Raw genomic sequence first — 18,351 nt, forward strand, 5'->3', positions numbered from 1 at the left:
ATGTTATATATATTAGCAAATATTTTTAAATTCGGGGCAAACAATTATATTGAAGAAGAAAATTTTAACTATTATGCTCATTTGGTACAAGATGTTGTTATTGATTATTTAAAACATATAGATAAAAAAGACGCATTAACACAACTCCTGAAAAAGGATTACGAGACTGCGGAATTTGCCGTATATTTATATAATGCATTCAAAATTTTTCTGTTTGCCCACGAAATAAGTCATCACATTTTAGGACATACAAAAGGTACAATAACAAAGCAGTTTTCTATGAATGAACGGAATTGTCAAATAGAAATAGACAAGGTAGATTGTACCGATGAATTCGAAGCAGATACATACGGCTATAAGATATTTCTTGAAGTCATGAACACGGTAGATGATTCTATCAATTATGCTTATTGCAAATATCGTTATGAATATGCTCCATTATTCTTGTTTGACATATTTGATAAAATTGACCGTTTAAAAGAAGGAAAAGAGAATATGAAGATAGTATACACTACACACCCACCTCCAATAAACAGAAAAGTAAATTTGTTAAAACAATATCAAATTAGCAACCCTAGTATATTATATTATAATGATAACCTAAACGAATATAATAAAATGAGTGATATTTTAAATGATATGATGACAGCTAAATGAACAACAAAACGTTATATGTTAATTTTTGATTTATTTGTAAAATTATGAAAAGAATATATTTAAAGAATTTTAAAATGAACCTGCTAATTGTCAAGAGAAAAAAGCCGTAACTTATCGTCGAGTCATTTTTTCCCGCCACACCTTCAAGTATTTTATTGGGCATACATCTTTATCGCTTATTTTAAAATTGGTATCTGTTTTGCCGCCTCTGACCACTGCTAAAAAACCTATGGCTCTTTAGCTTCAAGTGGTCAGATTGACGGCATAACGCAAAAGTGGTGACAAGTACAAGTGTGTACGTTGCCACCACTAACTTGTTACTGTGTCGGCGCCGTTGAGGACGTGTTAAACGCTATTTTGTATGTGCCGCTATTGGAACCGTAAGGCGATACTCTTATATAGTACATCTCTCCGACAGTTAAAGTCCGTGAGATGGATTTGGTATTACCATACAAATATGTCTGGCTACCAACCGTATTACTGCTTGCGTCATAAACTTGGACGTACAAATCCGTCAGCGTGCCAAAACTGACGTGTATGTACTGCGTAGCAGCGGTTGCGGTGAACGAGAACACATCGCTTGATGTTGGAATAGTGCCGTCTTTCCATGTATTTGCGGTTAATACAATAACCCAATGGGCATACAAAGTTATAGTACCTACCGGAGTATAAGAAGTTCCGGCGTTGTAATGTGTCCCGCTTAAGCCTGAGGGACTGGTATACCAGCCATTGAATGTATAGCCTGTTTTGGTAAGCCCGCTTCCACTTGGAAGCGTAACGCTGGAACCGGCGGAAACTGTCTGTGCAGCAGGCGTTGTTCCAGTTCCGCCATTGATGTTATAAGTTACCGTTACATTTACTGTCGGTGTTGTTCCTACCGTAATGGTAGTGTCACGGCCGGTTCCGGGAGTGGTAATATCACTATTATTACTTGCAAATTTGGCGGAGCCGGAACTGTTTACATACAGCGACGCGCCACTTCCGGCAGTAGTGTTTCTGAGTGTGGTTGTTGACTGATCAGTGCCATATATCGTACCGCCTGACATGGTGAAAGTCCCGTTATTGTATACATATACTCCTCCGCCGTTACTGGAAGCGCCGGTGGCTTTATTGCCCCATATAAGGCCGCCCTTCATTTCAAAGGTACCGTAGTTGGTCACATACACTCCGCCACCGCCGCTGGTGGTACCGGTGTTAGTAGCGGTATTACCGGACACTGAGGCATTGTCTTGCATGATAAAGCTTGCACGATAGGAGGAGTTATAACCTTTTACATATACCCCGCCGCCGTTATAAGCCGTATTGCCGGATACCGAAGCGTTGTTTTTCATGGTGAAGGTAGTGGTGGCATAACCGCTATATCCTTCTACATACACACCGTATGAAGTATTATTAGACACTGTGGAGCTGTCCTGCATGATAAAAGTACCCCCGGAGTATACATATACCCCTGTGACATTACCAAATACTGAGGAATTGTTACTCATAGTAAATTCACTGCCGGAACCGGTTACATACACTCCGTCTTCTCCATTATTAAAAACCTTGGCGTTATTCAACATAGTGAATTTACTGCTGCTCCCTACAGTAACCCCGTCTGCGCTGGCACCGGACACCGAAGCATAATCCTTCATATTAAAGGTGCTGCTGCTGCCTATATCCACGCCGCCGATTACCGAGGCGCTATTGCTCATGGTGAAGGTACTGCCGGAACCAGATACGCCGCCCGACACCGAGGAATTACCGCTCATGGTAATGGTGCGGTTGCTACCAGATACTCCGCCCGACACCAAAGTATTATCACTCATTGTTATATAACCACCACTTCCATTTATCCCTCCGGTCAATAAAGCATTGCCGCTCATAGTAATATTACCACCAGACAGCCCACCAACTATTGATGCGCTGCCGCTCATGATGAAGTCACCGGAACCGGTAAATGTTACACCATAGCTGGTTATTTTTGCGGTATCCTGCATTGTGAAAGAACTGTTGCTGGCACTCACCGCTCTATTATTATAATTACCGGACATTGTGGCGTTGTCTTTCATGGTAAAAGTAGCTCCGTTTTGAACTTGTACCGTGTGATCATAGACGTAACTGGTAGTACCTACCAGCGTTATGTTGTTTCCGATGGTCAGTTCAATGCCGGTATACCCGCTTCGCCCCACGGCAAATATTCCATATCCCGAGCTTTGAGTTACACTGATCTTTCGTTCCGCGTCCATGCCGATAATGGTCAGTTTGGCGTTGTTAACTTTTAAATGTCTGGTAGCAGAAACATTGGTAATTTCATCAGTACTGTGTCCCGCAACGCTTATATCACTATCCAGCACGAGCGTGTAAGTTCCGGCATTAGCATTGATGTAGTTAAATGCCTGGTCAACGATATTAGTTCCGCTTGTAGAGGAAAGATTAACCGGACTATCATTCCCCGATACAGGCGGCGCTTTGGCGTACAAACCAGCAGTAATAGGATTATACACCGTTACGGTAGTTGAATAGGTTACAACACCGGTCATGGTAAAAGTAACCGTTACATTACTGGTCGTGTTAGTACCGGTAAGCGTAATAGGTGACAAAGTTCTGGTGTTTCCGCTACCCGAAATCGTTGCGCTACCTATTGATGCATTACCGCTCAGGCTGATATTGCTTGTATTTACAGTACCGGGGTTGCCGCTAAAATTAAATGTAAGGGTGGTGGTTTTTGTTTTTGGCGATGATGAACCATTGGCGGTAACAGATGAAACAACATGAAGAGTTGTTACTGCCGTTGTACTTCTAATTGCCGTACCCGCATTGTAGTTTGTATTTGCCTTTGTACGGGCATAAATATAATATGATGTGGATGCGTTTAAACTGTTAAAAGTTGTACCGTCCTGCCAGCCTGATGAAGGAGTCGTGGTAGACGTACTTAAGGCATATTCGACTGTCTGCCCATTACTTGGAGCGGTTACGGCATTTATGGTAATGCTGTTTCCGGTTATTGTTGACGCCCCTGTTGAAGCGCTGACAGTCGCTCCTGCGGCTTTATTAATAATGATGTTTCCGGCAGAAAATCCATTCGCCGCATTCCAACTTGAGGTTGCTTCTACATTAAATGTTACGGGATATTCCCCAACATTAACCGGATCAGTTAATGTTCCATTGTAAAGAATGGTAACCGTTCCCGGCGACGCATTTGCTTTAGGCGTTATAGTTACGGTTCTTGCAGTTCCGTTGTAGGTGAATGTTCCCGTTCCGGTAATGGTATAATCACTTACAGCGGGTGTGGGATAGTCGATGGTTAAAGTTCCGGCTGGTAATCCCGTCGCTGCGGCAAAACCTGTCGCCGCCGCAACATCGAAGGTGATTATATATGTTCCACGATTTACAGGGGCGGTTGTACTTTTTTCATATATCGTAACACCCGTTCCTGTATAGTAGACGGTAACATTTCCCGGCGAAACGCTCGTTTTTGGCGTAACGCTTACAGTTTTGGCACTGCCGTCACAAATGACTGATCCTGTTCCGCTGATGGTATAGTCACTGGAAAGAGGTATTTTTGCGGCGACCAGATCACTGTCGATAAAATTCTTTGTGTATATGGTAGTAAGCAACGGGTTTATATGTACCGCCTCGCTTAACCCCGCGTAAAGTCCTGTCTTACTGACAAGGACAGTAAACAGATAAGAACCGGCTTCTAATTCCAGCGTCTGGGTTTTTCCGTTTCCTTGGATAGCGTTCGATGAACCAACTGTAAATGAACCCAGCAATGCGCCATTAGCCGTGCCTTGCAATGTACCACTTACTGTACCGGATGTTGTAGAAGTACATAACCTGTAGAGTAATGCGTTTGTACCGTTCCAACTGCTATTATTACTGGTATTAAATATCGGACTTGGAGGCGTATCAGTGTAATACATGATAAATGAACATTCATATTGATAACTTCCACTAACCCAATAAATACTAACTGAGTCGCCAGATACCACATTAAAAATGTAGCTGCCAGAAGAAACACTGCTTATCGTTGCATTGGTAGAAAGATTTGTTCCATTAACATTTATTCTTAATGCACCACCATTCCAGCCGTCACCATAAGAATCATACATATCAATTTTAATTTGACGCGTTTGCGCTTGCACTTGTGTTGTTATTACAGGATTTAACGGAACATTGGTCATATCAGACCATTTTTTTAGAGAAATTACCGCCTCAGCGCCCACAGGATAGGTAATGGTGTAACTTAATTTCCCTTCTGTCTCGGCAGTAACCCTTGTAAGCGGAACTGATACTTTAGTATTACTTCCGGAACCGACGCTGAACTGTGCGGATTCGCCGCTTGCCGCCAAAGCATAAGGCTCCGTAGTACCGATATAGGCTTGTACCGCCACTGTATAATTACCAACTTCTAGGGTAAAGTACCCGTTGCTATCGGGTTCTTTCTCCACACCTGTTTCGCCTGTTTTGGTAAAAGTATACACATATTTATCAAAAACAGTTTGAGGTAACACTGTCTTAGCCATATTTGGCTCTGCCGTCTCCGGCGCAAAGTCCTCTCCTGTAAAACTGATACTTATTCTGCCATAGCCGCTCTCAACCGGCTTTTGAATTTCCGGCGTATCAGTAACATTATCGCAAGCAGTAAACAACATCGCGCAAACCAACGCAATCCCGAATGTTATACCGTATTTCATGTTTTTCATAGTTTTTTCTCCGTTTCTCATTATTTTTTCTCCTCATTATTATTCCAACTACTATAGTGCTGGTGCCGTTGATGACGTATTAAATGTTATTTTATATGTACCACTACCAGTAGAGCTGTAAGGCCATACCTTTACACAGTATACTTGTCCGACCGTTAAAGTCCGGGATGCGGATTTTGTACTACTATACATATTTGTCTGAGCTCCAACCGTAGTAGTGCCGCTTGAGTCATACAATTGAACATACAGATCTGACAATGTACCAAAACTGACGTGTATGTACTGCGTAGTGGCAGTTGCGGTGAAACTGAACCACTGCACACCACCTGATGATTGGATATTGCCATCGGTCCATGTAGAGACAGTTAAAGATATCGGATTGATAATCCATTTGGCATACAAGGTGATGTTGCTGGTTGGAACAATGTAAGAAGCCCCAGCGTTATAATTAGTTCCAGTTCCTGAAGAATTGGTATTCCAGCCGCTGAATGTATAGCTTGATCTGGTAAATCCGCTCCCATCGGGAAGCGTTATAACGGAACCGTCAATTACCGTCTGTGAGGACGGAGTCGTTCCGGTTCCGCTGTTAATATTAAATGTAACGGTTACAGTTGTAGTCCATCTGGCATACAAAGTGATGTTGCTGGTTGGAGTAACATAAATATCTCCAGCATTATAATTGGTTCCGGTTCCTGAAGAATTGGTATTCCAGCCGCTGAATGTATAGCCGGTTCTGGATAGCCCGCTACCGCTGGGGAGCGTTATAACGGAACCAGCAACAACTGTCTGTGTTGTGGGAGCCGTTCCGGTTCCGCTATTAACATTGAATGTAACAGTTACACTAGTGAGCCACTTTGCATACAAAGTAATGTTTCCAGTCGGCGTATAAAAAGAATCGGCATTGTAATTGGTTCCGGTTCCTGAGGAATTGGTATTCCAGCCGCTGAATATATAGCCTGTTCTGGTAAGCCCGGTTCCGCCGGGGAGCATTATACTGGAACCGGCAGAAACCGTCTGTGATGTCGGTGCCGTTCCGGTTCCGCTGTTAATATTAAAGGTTACTGTGGAAGTCCATCTGGCATACAAGGTGATGTTGCCGGTCGGTGTAAAGGAAGAACTGGCAGCATAATTGGTTCCAGTTCCCGCGGCTTCGATGTTCCAGCCGTTGAATGTATAGCCGGTTCTGGATAGCCCGCTTCCGCTATTAAGAGTTATGCTGGAACCGGCACTTGCCGTTTGCGCAGATGGCGTTGTTCCAGTACCGCCATTGACATTATAGGTTACGGTAACGCTATTTACCGTAATTGTAATGTTGGTATTATACACTCTGCCGTTTTTTTCTACAAACAATCCTACCGTATGTTTTCCTGCTGTCGTGCTCGAAAAACTATATGTATTTCCACTCTGCCCGGTATTCACACCGTCCAAATACCATTGTTTGACTACATAACCGGCACTCTGCGCGGTTATGGTCAGTGTTGCGCCTGCGGCTACAGTAACTGCACCGCCGCTTGTGGTTACAAGACTGCCGTGTTGGTCAATCCAGTAGTATTCAATCCTGTTGGCTGGCATTAATGCGTTAGTTCGCGGAAATGTTGCTGTAATAACGCCGGAGTTGGCGGAATTACTAACTGATGTTGCCCCCGCAACTGTGAAAAAGTTATATGTTACACCTTGCAAAGTGTACCCTGTTTTTGCAGTCAGAGTGATTGTCGCCGTGTATTGTGTTTCTGCGGCAAAAGTAGAAGGATTGCCATTCCATGTTACGGTTCCGCTGTACTGTTCGTTAGCTGTAATGCTTGTAACCGGAATTACACCGGTTACAGGGGCGGTAACGCCTTGAATAGCAGGTATGTCGATAACGATTGCGGCAGTTTGCGGAAATACCGCAGTAATAACGCCGGAGTTGGAATAATTGCTTACATATGTTGCTCCTGCAACTGTGAAGAAGTTACTTGATACTCCTTGCAAAGTGTAGTCGGTTTTAGGCGTTAATGTAATGGTTGCTGTGTATTGTGTTGCAGCGGCAAAAACGGAAGGATTACCGCTCCATGTAACAATTCCGCTGTACTGTTCGTTTTCCGTAATGCTTGTAACAGGAATTGCTCCTGTTACCGGAACAGTAACACCCTGTATAGCGGCTATATTTATTATAGTGTCTACGTCGATATTTCCATTTTGAACTGTAAATGAACCCAGCAATGTACCGCCGCTTATGCCGTTCATTGTACCCTGCAATTCATAAACCAATGCGTTAGCGCCATTCCAGTAGTCATTATTACTGGTAGTAAAAGCCGGACTGGGCGGCGTGTCGGTGTAATATACTATGAATGAACATTCATCTTGATAATCTCCACTAACCCAATAAATACTGACTGAGTCTCCAGATACCACATTAAAAGTGTAGCTGCCCGAAGAACCACTGCTTATTGTTGCATTGGAAGAAAGATTTATTCCATTAATATTTATCCTTAATGCACAACCATTCCATCCGTCGCCATAAGAATCATACATATCAATGGTAACCTGATGTGTGAAACTGCCGTCGGTACTTACAGTTGCCGGAAACACCACCGTAATAACGCCGGAGTTCGCGCTGTTGCTGACACTCATCGCCCCCGCTACTGTGAAGAAGTTAGCAGTCACTCCTTGCAGGGTATAGCCCTCTTTTGCCGTCAAGGTAATAGTTGCCGTGTATTGTGTTTCTGCGGCAAAAACAGATGGGTTACCGCTCCATGTGACGGTTCCGCTGTACTGTTCGTTTTCCGTAATGCTTGTAACAGGAATTTCACCTGTTACCGGAACAGTAACGCCCTGTATAGCGGCTATATCGATTATCGTATCTACGTCGATATTTCCATTTTGAACTGTAAATGAACCCAGCAATGTACCGCCGCTTATGCCGTTCATTGTACCCTGCAATTCATAAACCAATGCGTTAGCGCCATTCCAGTAGTCATTATTACTGGTAGTAAAAGCCGGACTGGGCGGCGTGTCGGTGTAATATACTATGAATGAACATTCATCTTGATAATCTCCACTAACCCAATAAATACTGACTGAGTCTCCAGATACCACATTAAAAGTGTAGCTGCCCGAAGAACCACTGCTTATTGTTGCATTGGAAGAAAGATTTATTCCATTAATATTTATCCTTAATGCACAACCATTCCATCCGTCGCCATAAGAATCATACATATCAATGGTAACCTGATGTGTGAAACTGCCGTCGGTACTTACAGTTGCCGGAAACACCACCGTAATAACGCCGGAGTTCGCGCTGTTGCTGACACTCATCGCCCCCGCTACTGTGAAGAAGTTAGCAGTCACTCCTTGCAGGGTATAGCCTGATTTTGCAGTTAATGTAATGGTTGCCGTATACTGCGTTGCAGCGAAAAATGCGCCGGTATGGACACTACCTGAAGAAGCCACTTTATATGTGACGGTCCCGCTGTACTGCGCATTATCAATTGCTCCAACCGGTGTTGCCCCGGTTACCGGAATAGTAACGCCCTGTATGGCGGCAATATTGACGATACTGTCCTTAGATTGCGGCTGCGCTTTCGGCTCGTCTTCACAAGCTACCAGCACGAAAATCAACATTGCCGTAAAAGCCGCAATACCCAACCTTTTAACCATTTTTTTCATAAAAACACCCCTTTTTAGTTTTAATATTTCTACCAAAATGATTTAAAATCACTTACAAAATTTTATTTAATCAATTACCCTTTTCAGCAATCACCCCTCATATTACTAATATTATATCATTCATATTAATACGTGTCAATAAAAATATACAAAAATGTATGATTATATAAAAATGAAAGGGAAAAAGACCGATTTAAAGATAATCTTAGCGGTTAATCTTAAGGAACAGCGGAAAATGCTTGGTCTTTCACAGGAAAAACTGGCAGAAATGGCTAATATATCATGGCAAACAGTGAATAGCATCGAGTGTCATAGAACATGGGTAAGCGATAAAACTCTTGAAAGTCTTGCGGATGCTCTTAAAATTGAGAGTTTTCAATTATTATTACCAAGTAAAAACACCTTTTCAAAATCAATAAATTCTAATGAAGCCGTTAAAAAATTAATTAAAATAAAACGTTCATTTGACGATTCATTCAATGAAATTGTTAATATGATAAAATAATTTTCATCCCTTCTTTGTGATCTTCTCTTCCTTCGTGTTCTTGGTGAGAAATTTCTTCAAAAAATTTCATTTTTCAGTCAAGCAAAATGGCATCTCCACGCCATATATAGGTGCCTGACCACTTGCAAGTGGTCAGGCGGGACAAAACCACTTTGGAGGCCACTATGGAAAATGTTAACAGAAACCACAAGAACAGCGTGTTTTCTTCGCTGTTCAGTACACCGGATGCTTTGCGGGAGCTTTACTCCGCTATCGAAGGTGTTACCATCCCGCCGGATATTCGCATCGATATTAATACTCTTTCTAACGTCCTTTTTATGAAACAGATAAACGACGTTTCTTTCTTAATCGACAATCGTCTTGTCGTGCTGATTGAACATCAATCTTCCATAAACAGGAACATACCGCTCCGTTTGCTGGAATACTCAGGGCGGATTTACGAAAAAATAATTGACATAGAGAAAAAGTACCAAAAGAGTCTTGTGAAAATCCCAAGACCGGAGTTTATCGTTCTGTACAACGGCATAGATCCGTATCCTGATTATTCGGAACTGAAACTTTCCGATGCTTTCATGGACATTGAATGTCTGAAATTGACAGGTATTGATAAAATACCGTTGGAATTAATTGTGCCCGTGTACAATATCAACCACGGACATAACCCCGAAATATTGAAAAGATGCGAAAGCCTGTACGGCTACAGTTTTTTTATAAACAAGATTAGGGAATACCAGACGCAAGGATTAACTCTTGAAGAACTGATAACCCCTGTGATAGAATACTGTATAAAGAGCAACATACTGAAAGAATATTTAGAAGCTCACGCTTCGGAGGCGCACAAGTTTGCACGGCGTAGCCGTGTGGATGAATGAGTTAACACAGCGTAGCGCTAAATTAAAGTTATATAAGATGAAAAATGCGCGACAGCTTTAGCTGGAGCAGCGCGCTCGGAGGGAAATATGATTTTTGGTGAATATGACCGTGATATGGACATTGCCGTTAATCGGAGAGAAGCTAGTGAAGAAACTCGAAAAGAAGACTGTCAGTATTTTTATGAATTGCTAGATCAAGGATTGACCACAGACGAAATTAAGCAGCGTCTTAATCAATTCACAGGCGCACAATCTTGCACGGCGCAGCCGTGTGGATGAAAAAATCCTATTTTAAAATCCCCAACTCCGTCATCGTCTTTTTAAGAACCGCTTCGCTTGACGGTTCAAGTCTGCCAAGAGGAAGGCGCGTAGGGCCTGAGGGAAGACCCGCCCAGAAAAGGGCTTGTTTAATTGGGACAGGATTTGTTTCGATAAAAGCCGCTTTTATAAAGGGTAGGATTTCGTAATGGATAGCGCGGGCTTTTTCAAAATTGCCGTCAAGTGCGGCTTGCGTCATGTTCTTTACTTTTGCAGGTAACAGATTAGAAACGACAGAGATTACTCCTTCGCCGCCCATGCTTATTAAAGGAAGAGTCATGCCATCGTCACCTGAAAGAACCCAGAATTTATCCTGACTGTTTTTGCGCGGCATTGCGATTTCCCTGATAACGTCTCCCATCTGATTAATGTCGCCTGAAGATTCCTTTACTCCGGCAATGCCCGGAATTTTGGCGATCTCTTTCATGAGGGGAGTGGGGATGTTTTTACCCGTGCGAGAGGCGATATTGTAAACAATGATCGGGATGCCGGGTTTCGCGGCAGCTTCAAAATGGCGTAACATACCGCTGTCGTTTGGTTTGTTGTAGTATGGAGTTACTACAAGTGCCGCATCTGCGCCGAATCTTTTTGCGCGCTCAACGTACTTTACCATGTGCTTCGTGTCGTTTGAACCGGCGCCTACGACTACTTTAATTTTGCCGGCGGATTCTTTTACGGCGATTTCTATCAGCTTGTCTTCTTCGTCTTCGTCAAGAGTGGGATTTTCGCCGGTTGTTCCAAGAGGGACAATGCCGTCTATACCTTCCGTTATCTGAAACTTGATAAGCCTGCGGAAACCTTCATAGTCAATTTCCCCCGACTCCGTCATCGGCGTAACAAGCGCCGTATATGCCCCGCGAAAAACTGTCATAAAATCTCCTTAAATAAATCATTCATCATATCGTGAATTGTAAAAACTCCGTGCCGCTCTTCCGCAATAAGCCACTGCGCGGCCAGTACCGCGCCTAATGCAAATCCCTCGCGCGTGCGGGCTGTGTGGGTAATTTCGATTGTATCCGCCTGAGAATCAAAAAACAAGCTGTGAGTGCCTGGAACGCTGCCCATCCGCAGGCTTGGAAAGTGAAACTCGTAGGCTTCCGGTTTTTTATTCATTGTCTCCCATACAATTCTATTTTTTCGGTCAATTCTGGAAAGTACGCCTTCCGCCAAAATTTTTGCCGTTCCCGAAGGGCTGTCAATTTTTTTGTTATGGTGAACTTCAAAACCGCCTACGTCGTATTCGGGAAAATTATTTGCCAACTCAGCGGCGTACCACGCGATGCGATAAAAAATATTTACCCCAATTGAAAAATTGGAAGCCCAAATCATGGAAGTGTCAGCTTTACCAATCGCCATGCTTACTTTATTCAGATGAACGTGCCAGTCCGTAGTCCCTACCACTATTGGAATTCTTTTTTCCGCAAGGGCGAGGATATTTGCAGACGCCGTATCAGGTTGGGTAAATTCAATCGCGGTATCTACGGAACTTAAGTCTGCCTCCGCGATTGATTTTGATATTTTTATTTCCGATTGGGCATTAGCTGCAAACGGGTCAACAATGACGGAAATTTTGTGCCCCTTAGCGATGGCGGCCTGTTCTACCATTTTTCCCATTTTGCCGTAACCGATTAACGCGATATTCATGCTTTCTCCTGTGCGCCGCTTGAGGCGGGGCTTTTTTGAGACTCAAAAAAATCCAGATGAAGCGACTTAACAACTTCTGCCGCTTCTGTTTCGTTAACAATAAAACTGATATTCACCTTGCTTGCGCCTTGAGAAATCATTTGCACGGACACGCCGATTAACTGGCAAATTCTAAAAGCCCTTGCCAGTATTTCAGAAGAGCGCTTAACATTGCCGATGATTGAAACTATCGCTTTTCCTGTTTTAATTTCCACGCCTGCGATTTTGCTTAATTCTTTTTTTACCTCGGCTAAATCGAATGCGGTATCCAATGTGAGGGATACTGACACTTCGCTGGTGGCTACCATATCTACGGAAATATTGTGCCTTGCAAAGATTGAAAAAACTTCCGCAAGGAAACCGTATTGGCCTAACATTCTTGTAGAGACAATATCCACAAGCGTTACATTGTGTTTTGAAGTGATGGCGCGGACGGGCGGGCCTTTTTTTGCAGCCGTTGACGCGCTTTCAATCCGCGTGCCGGGCGCGTCAGTGTTATACGAATTTTTTACAAGAACTGGTGTCCCCGTCTTCATGCACGGCTGCATTGCCCTTGGATGGAGTACCTGCGCCCCAAAGTACGCAAGTTCCGACGCTTCTTCGTAAGTGACAAATTGAACGGGTTTTGCGGCTTTTACAATCCTTGGATCAGCCGTTAGTATTCCGTCAACGTCTTTCCAAACCTGAACTTCTTCGGCTCTGCACGCCGCAGCGATCATTGTCGCCGAAAGATCCGATCCGCCGCGCCCAAGTGTCGTTATGCCGCCTTTTTCGTCTTTAGCCAAAAACCCCGTTACAACGGGAAGAACATTTCCTTTTATCTGCGGCAGAATTTTTTCAGGGATCAAGTCCCAACTTTCTTTGAGCAGTTCGGCGCGGGTATAATCGGAATTAGAAATAAATCCCATCTCCCACGCGTCAAAAGCCATTGCGTTAATGCCGGAAGCCTTTAAAAAAGCGCCAGCGACACGCACGGAAAGCCGTTCGCCAAAAGAGACAAGATAATCTTTTGTTCTTGGAGTAAGTTCCCTGATAAGGGCGATTCCCGATAACAGGCGAGTAAGCTCGTCAAATAGGCTTGCGATTTCTTTCTGAGCGGGCAATTTTAAATTTTTGATAGTTTCCTGATGAAGTTTTTCTATGCGTTTAATATCGACTTTTCCTTCTTTTAACGCCAGACTTCCGGCTTCAAGAAGATGGTCAGTCGTATCTCCCATAGCAGATAACACAAGCACCGGTTGTTTTGGCATTTGTGTTTTTACTATGCCTGTAACATGGCGTATTCTTTCCGCGTTTGCCACGGAACTTCCGCCAAATTTCATTACTATCATTTTCTTCTCCTAATACAGACAAGCGGCTTTTCTGTCCGCTTTATCCTGTATATGGCACTTTACGCAATTATACAAAAAAACGCGAACTGGGGCAATGGACTGTAATACGCTATTCTGTTATTATTTCCCTATGATTGGCTTTCTAATAAAAAAAACTCTATACGATTTATGGGACAATATGATCAGGATTGTCGCGCTTAATTTGGGCTTTTTAATTTGTACCGCTTTTCCACTCCTTCCCGCATTATTGCCCAAAATTTTCGGCTCCAATCCATTGGTAATAGTATTTGCCGTTCTGGGAACTCTTATTTGCTCGATTTATCTTGCCACAGCGGCTTTTACAATAAAGTCAATTTCTGATTACGGAACTTTTACTTTTAGTGATTTTTTCACGAACCTTAAAACAGCGTGGCCTGCCGGCATTGCCATGTTTGTGTTTTTATTCATTGTTTATATTGTAGTATCAATTGTAATTCCTTTTTATGCCGCGATGGCTTCACTAATCGGTTTAGCTTTATCGGCATTGCTTATCTGGGTACTAATATTCGTTTTCCTTTCTTTTCAATTTTATTTTGCCGTTTACGCCAGACTCGGCGCGAATATAATGAAATCATTTAGAAAATGCATGTTAATTTCTTTAGACAATACCGGAATGTCAATTTTTCTATTTATACACAATATTCTCGCCTTGCTGATTTCAATAATATTTGTCTTTATGTTTCCCGGCCCCGTAGGCGTTCTTCTTTATCTTGATGAAGCCCTCCGCCTACGTTTGTTAAAGTACGATTATTTAGATGCCAACCCCGAAGCCGACCGTAAAAAAATCCCCTGGGACGCGCTGTTGATAGATGAACGCGAAAAGACCGGGAATCGCACTTTGAAGAATTTTATTTTTCCGTGGAAGGATTAAAATAGCTCTGAAAGACCTCACACCCGCTCAATAAACGCACGGCGTAGCCGTGTGGATCAATAATGCCGCATAGCGTAGCACCAATAAATGCCGCTGTCTGTAATAAAGCAAGGCGGCCTTTAGGCAGCCGCCAGTGCGCAGAATACGAAGGGACAAAGATCACAAAGAGGAGAGAGAGGGTTTCTGTTTGTTATCTTCTTCATGTTTTTACTTTTTCCCTTTCCGTCTATTACAGTCTTTACAAAGCATTTGCAAATTTTTTATGTTGGTTTTTCCGCCCTCTGACCATGGCGTAATATGATCCCCTTCCATTTCTTCTATTTCAAAATGTTCTTTGCAAATAGGGCATTTCCCTTTTTGTTTTTCATATACGGTTCTTTTTTCGTTTTCTGTAAAGGCTCTGATACTTAAATGTTTTTCATCTTCTGTTATTAAATACGGATATATACCTGATTTTTTCGTAACGTCATCGTCTTTCATTAGTTCATCTATACGAGCTTGAAGTTTTTTAACGTCAAATTTCTTTTTACTATAAGAATTATAAAGTTCACCCCACGGGAGACCTTTCATTTCTTTTTTGTATTTTGGAAATGCAGAAGTTACCCAATTTATAACTGCTAGAAAATATTGCCATAATTCATCGGCATTATTATCATTTTGGTGAACAGCCATATATTGTTCTATTTTACCTTTGCTTATCCAATTAAGGGCTGTCTCTAAATAGTCTTGTCTTATAGGTGAACCATTTACATAATCTTTTGCAAGTCCATAAGCGGCACAACCGGGTTTGCTAAAATGACGTTTAGCGTCTGTAAGCCAAGTACCCGTATAAACGGCATTTCGTAATTCCTGTTCGGTTAATCTTTCTCCGGCAATGTTGATTATTCTGAACCATGCTAATTTTTCGCTGTCCGTACCATCGCAAAAATAAATCATGCACTTGTAATTAAGGATTTTCTCTTTTTCATCATCTTTAAGATTATGCCAATAACGAGCATCTATACTGTAATCGTCATTTACATATTGGCAAATAGATATAGTCCGTTGTTGTCCGTCTAGGACTTCGTAAGTTTTTCCATTTTTTACCCAATACATTACGTTAAGAGGAAAATTTTTTTGGACAGTATCAATAACCGCATCTCGCTGTTTGTCTTTATAAACAAATTCACGTTGATATTTTGGGCGGATATTTAATTTGCCGCCATAACCATAAACACCTTCTTCCTGTTTGTCTTCATAGTCTTTTACAAGGTCTTTAATTGCGATTTCGTGTAATTCAATTTTCATTTTTCCTTCCTTTAATTGGATGTTTATTTTTTATTAAAATACGGGCATAAATACTGGAATATAACACACCAGTTTTTATGTCTTTGAAAGCCGGTTTTTTATCTTTTTTAGGATTATATTTTCTGTAAAGAGTACCTTTTGCGTTAATTGTAAATTTGCCTGTAGGTTTTCCATTTTTATCGAGAATTTCCATTTTTCTGTTACTGGAAAATTCACAACTACCAACAATGCCAAGAGCAATAATTTCAAATTGATCAGGATTATATTTATCAATAAAAGTAATGGGAACCCCCATTACTTTGTCATAATCACATGGTATTTCTTTTGTTACATCAACATTTATGGCATCATAATTAATGTATTTTGGATAATCAGTTTTGTTATAATTTCTAAAAAGAATCAGATTGTCATGTCGAGCCTTGAAATCCAAATTTGTGAACCAACGAACGCTTTTAACTCGAATAAAACGATTACCATTTTCGTCAACACGAAAACCAGCCGCATTTAACGGATAATTAACTGGTACTTGAAACTCCCTGTCGCCACTGTGTATGCTTGGACCTATCCATAGTTTGTTTTCTTTGACTAATTTGAAAATGTCTTTATAAGATATTGCATTGCTATTACCAATTATTATAAACTTCTTTCCATATTCTATAAGTTGAGCGACATATTCACGAAAAAGTGAGAATGGAGGATTAGTAACCACAATATCACTTTCTTCCAGTAATTTGACACATTCGGGAGAGCGAAAATCGCCGCTGAATGATCTGGTTGGTTCTTCTTCAAATAAAACACCTTGATCACCTTGCTGGAAATTTTGCTTTAGTTTGGATTTTTTCCCTAATTTAATTGCTCTTTTTACTACGGTTTCTTTATCTCCTTGTAAATCGGCTCCACCTTCGTATTCAAGCATATAACTTGCTTTATCAATTTCAAAATGTGTAGTTATTAATTTTTTAAGACCAAATTCTTCAAAGTTAGAAACAAAATAATAATAAAAATTGGAAGTTTCCGGATCGTCACAATTACAAAATACGACCTTATCTTTGAAGTGTTTTTTATAATTTTTTAGTTCTTTCTCTATATCAGAAAGTTGTGTATAAAATTCATCGGCTTTTAGTTTCTTAGCATTGTCTAAATTACCACCTGCCATTTATTTTCCACCGTTTGTTTGTGCCGTAAAAGTGGAAAATCGGCTCATTTTTTGTAGTTAATTATATATATTTCTTACTTGTTTTTACAAAATTTCTGGTTTTTGTATAAAATTTAGCTTGATAAAACCTAAAATTTCATGTCAATATATATATAAGAAAAGATGGATATTTTCTGAGTTCATAACGGCACAAACAAACGGTCAAAAGATTATGTCACAGGAAACAGCTTTTTTAATTTCCATTTTGTAAGCCTTTCACGGATAAAATATCTTACAGTCTGCCGATGAACTCCGAATCGCTTTCCTATTTCGACATTATTTTTCCCCTCACGAAGCATTTTCCGTATCTCTTTTTCATGTCCGGTTAATCTTACGTTGATGGCTCTACCCGGCTTGCGACCTAAAATTTTTCCCTCTGCTTTACAACGGGCAAGAGCTTCTTTTGTTCTCTGTGCGATTAAGTTACGCTCTATTTCCGCAGACAACCCAAAAGCAAAAGCCAAAACTTTACTCTGTATGTCATCGCCTAAACGGTAATTATCTTTTATTGTCCAAACCTTTACGCCTCGTTCCATACAACCTGAAAGGATCGACATTATCATAAAAAATGATCTTCCAAGGCGGGACAATTCAGAGCAGATGATAGTATCCCCTTCTTGTACAAGCTTTAATAGTTTGCCCAACTGTCTTTTTTCCGGTGCTTTTGTCCCGCTGATTTTTTCTTCTATCCATTTCTCAATTTTAAATCTTTGCGCTTTGCAAAATCGCGCAATTTCAAAACGCTGGTTTTCGACTGTTTGTTTATCCGTGCTGACTCGTATATATCCATATACCATAATATCCTCCTGTATATTAAAAAGGATAAAACATAATAAAACACAAAAAAACGAGGCAATTTATTCTTTTTTACTAAACTGGCGTTTGGTTACACTATTTCGCAACCTTGATATTTTCCGTTTTTATGTTGTTTTTACTAAATAATGGCTATATTTTGAAAATGCTTCCGTAATTTTTTTACGGCAACTTGTAAATTTCTTGTTTATTGATTACGATAATATATATATGTTGTGTTTTTATTCTGTTAAGAATTACCGTGGTTTCAAAGATGCTATAACGCTCGATCTTACCTCGTCAAATTATGGATTTAACGAGGAATGTGTTAGGAATGGGTATGCTCATAAAGCTTTGATTTACGGTTATAACGGGGTAGGGAAATCAAATTTAGGTTTGGCGATAATGGATATTATTATCAATTATTTGACGGAATAGTAAAGAAAAATCATTTTGATAATTTTA

At 41.1% G+C, this 18,351-nt stretch carries 14 protein-coding genes; 6 read left to right on the plus strand and 8 right to left on the minus strand.

Annotated features, from left to right (window positions below):
- A partial coding sequence (locus ACYVRH_RS02310; RefSeq protein ID WP_461255314.1) for a M48 family metalloprotease occupies positions 1 to 657 on the plus strand: 657 nt, incomplete at its 5' end.
- A gap of 317 nt (positions 658 to 974) precedes the next feature.
- On the opposite strand, the gene ACYVRH_RS02315 is transcribed toward ACYVRH_RS02310, so the two are convergent.
- Complete coding sequence (locus ACYVRH_RS02315; RefSeq protein WP_461255315.1) at positions 975 to 5,366, minus strand: beta strand repeat-containing protein; 4,392 nt, start codon at positions 5,364 to 5,366, stop codon at positions 975 to 977.
- A 30-nt stretch (positions 5,367 to 5,396) separates the two neighbouring features.
- Positions 5,397 to 8,993 carry a beta strand repeat-containing protein gene (locus ACYVRH_RS02320; RefSeq protein WP_461255316.1) on the minus strand — a complete coding sequence of 1,199 codons (3,597 nt, stop codon included), beginning with the start codon at positions 8,991 to 8,993 and terminating at the stop codon, positions 5,397 to 5,399.
- A 172-nt stretch (positions 8,994 to 9,165) separates the two neighbouring features.
- On the opposite strand from ACYVRH_RS02320, the gene ACYVRH_RS02325 reads away from it, so the two are divergent.
- The 3 genes from ACYVRH_RS02325 to ACYVRH_RS02335 all read left to right on the plus strand — a co-directional run bounded on the left by ACYVRH_RS02325 (position 9,166) and on the right by ACYVRH_RS02335 (position 10,649).
- Entirely contained in the window at positions 9,166 to 9,498 is a 333-nt protein-coding gene (locus ACYVRH_RS02325) for a helix-turn-helix domain-containing protein (RefSeq protein WP_461255317.1), read from the plus strand.
- A gap of 164 nt (positions 9,499 to 9,662) precedes the next feature.
- On the plus strand, positions 9,663 to 10,370 hold the full coding sequence (locus ACYVRH_RS02330; RefSeq protein ID WP_461255318.1) for an Rpn family recombination-promoting nuclease/putative transposase: 708 nt from the start codon (positions 9,663 to 9,665) through the stop codon (positions 10,368 to 10,370).
- A gap of 87 nt (positions 10,371 to 10,457) precedes the next feature.
- Complete coding sequence (locus tag ACYVRH_RS02335; protein WP_461255319.1) at positions 10,458 to 10,649, plus strand: hypothetical protein; 192 nt, start codon at positions 10,458 to 10,460, stop codon at positions 10,647 to 10,649.
- Positions 10,650 to 10,656: 7 nt separating this feature from the next.
- Here ACYVRH_RS02335 and dapA read toward each other — a convergent pair whose 3' ends face one another.
- From dapA to ACYVRH_RS02350, 3 genes are read right to left on the minus strand one after another with little or no spacing between them, the layout of a single operon-like run.
- Positions 10,657 to 11,559 carry a 4-hydroxy-tetrahydrodipicolinate synthase gene (gene dapA / locus ACYVRH_RS02340; RefSeq protein WP_461255320.1) on the minus strand — a complete coding sequence of 301 codons (903 nt, stop codon included), beginning with the start codon at positions 11,557 to 11,559 and terminating at the stop codon, positions 10,657 to 10,659.
- Positions 11,556 to 12,332, minus strand: a complete 777-nt coding sequence (gene dapB / locus ACYVRH_RS02345) for a 4-hydroxy-tetrahydrodipicolinate reductase (protein WP_461255321.1) — start codon at positions 12,330 to 12,332, stop codon at positions 11,556 to 11,558. The genes dapA and dapB overlap by 4 nt, the downstream gene beginning before the upstream one ends.
- A complete protein-coding gene (locus ACYVRH_RS02350; protein ID WP_461255322.1) occupies positions 12,329 to 13,702 on the minus strand; it encodes an aspartate kinase in 1,374 nt (457 codons plus the stop codon). Before ACYVRH_RS02350 ends, dapB begins: the two co-directional genes overlap by 4 nt.
- A 178-nt stretch (positions 13,703 to 13,880) precedes the next feature.
- Here ACYVRH_RS02350 and ACYVRH_RS02355 point away from each other — a divergent pair, with 178 nt between their 5' ends.
- Positions 13,881 to 14,612, plus strand: a complete 732-nt coding sequence (locus ACYVRH_RS02355; protein WP_461255323.1) for a YesL family protein — start codon at positions 13,881 to 13,883, stop codon at positions 14,610 to 14,612.
- A gap of 207 nt (positions 14,613 to 14,819) precedes the next feature.
- On the opposite strand, the gene ACYVRH_RS02360 is transcribed toward ACYVRH_RS02355, so the two are convergent.
- The 3 genes from ACYVRH_RS02360 to ACYVRH_RS02370 form a co-directional block, all read right to left on the minus strand.
- Positions 14,820 to 15,899: an HNH endonuclease family protein gene (locus ACYVRH_RS02360; RefSeq protein WP_461255324.1), complete on the minus strand. Its 1,080-nt coding sequence runs from the start codon at positions 15,897 to 15,899 to the stop codon at positions 14,820 to 14,822.
- The gene (locus ACYVRH_RS02365; protein ID WP_461255325.1) at positions 15,889 to 17,055 is read right to left on the minus strand and encodes an adenine-specific methyltransferase EcoRI family protein; all 1,167 of its coding nucleotides are present in this window, start codon (positions 17,053 to 17,055) and stop codon (positions 15,889 to 15,891) included. The genes ACYVRH_RS02360 and ACYVRH_RS02365 overlap by 11 nt, the downstream gene beginning before the upstream one ends.
- A gap of 209 nt (positions 17,056 to 17,264) precedes the next feature.
- Positions 17,265 to 17,891, minus strand: a complete 627-nt coding sequence (locus ACYVRH_RS02370) for a master DNA invertase Mpi family serine-type recombinase (protein ID WP_461255326.1) — start codon at positions 17,889 to 17,891, stop codon at positions 17,265 to 17,267.
- A 226-nt stretch (positions 17,892 to 18,117) separates the two neighbouring features.
- Here ACYVRH_RS02370 and ACYVRH_RS02375 point away from each other — a divergent pair, with 226 nt between their 5' ends.
- The gene (locus ACYVRH_RS02375; protein WP_461255327.1) at positions 18,118 to 18,324 is read left to right on the plus strand and encodes a hypothetical protein; all 207 of its coding nucleotides are present in this window, start codon (positions 18,118 to 18,120) and stop codon (positions 18,322 to 18,324) included.
- The last annotated feature ends 27 nt before the right edge of the window (positions 18,325 to 18,351 follow it).

Source organism: Treponema sp. R80B11-R83G3, from assembly GCF_054786115.1.

Bases quoted from the DNA above. Each gene is read 5' to 3' on its own strand.
- ACYVRH_RS02315 (WP_461255315.1), bottom strand. From the start codon at position 5,366: ATGAGAAACGGAGAAAAAACTATGAAAAACATGAAATACGGTATAACA.
- ACYVRH_RS02320 (WP_461255316.1), bottom strand. From the start codon at position 8,993: ATGAAAAAAATGGTTAAAAGGTTGGGTATTGCGGCTTTTACGGCAATG.
- ACYVRH_RS02325 (WP_461255317.1), top strand. From the start codon at position 9,166: ATGAAAGGGAAAAAGACCGATTTAAAGATAATCTTAGCGGTTAATCTT.
- ACYVRH_RS02330 (WP_461255318.1), top strand. From the start codon at position 9,663: ATGGAAAATGTTAACAGAAACCACAAGAACAGCGTGTTTTCTTCGCTG.
- ACYVRH_RS02335 (WP_461255319.1), top strand. From the start codon at position 10,458: ATGATTTTTGGTGAATATGACCGTGATATGGACATTGCCGTTAATCGG.
- dapA (WP_461255320.1), bottom strand. From the start codon at position 11,559: ATGACAGTTTTTCGCGGGGCATATACGGCGCTTGTTACGCCGATGACG.
- dapB (WP_461255321.1), bottom strand. From the start codon at position 12,332: ATGAATATCGCGTTAATCGGTTACGGCAAAATGGGAAAAATGGTAGAA.
- ACYVRH_RS02350 (WP_461255322.1), bottom strand. From the start codon at position 13,702: ATGATAGTAATGAAATTTGGCGGAAGTTCCGTGGCAAACGCGGAAAGA.
- ACYVRH_RS02355 (WP_461255323.1), top strand. From the start codon at position 13,881: ATGATCAGGATTGTCGCGCTTAATTTGGGCTTTTTAATTTGTACCGCT.
- ACYVRH_RS02360 (WP_461255324.1), bottom strand. From the start codon at position 15,899: ATGAAAATTGAATTACACGAAATCGCAATTAAAGACCTTGTAAAAGAC.
- ACYVRH_RS02365 (WP_461255325.1), bottom strand. From the start codon at position 17,055: ATGGCAGGTGGTAATTTAGACAATGCTAAGAAACTAAAAGCCGATGAA.
- ACYVRH_RS02370 (WP_461255326.1), bottom strand. From the start codon at position 17,891: ATGGTATATGGATATATACGAGTCAGCACGGATAAACAAACAGTCGAA.
- ACYVRH_RS02375 (WP_461255327.1), top strand. From the start codon at position 18,118: ATGTTGTGTTTTTATTCTGTTAAGAATTACCGTGGTTTCAAAGATGCT.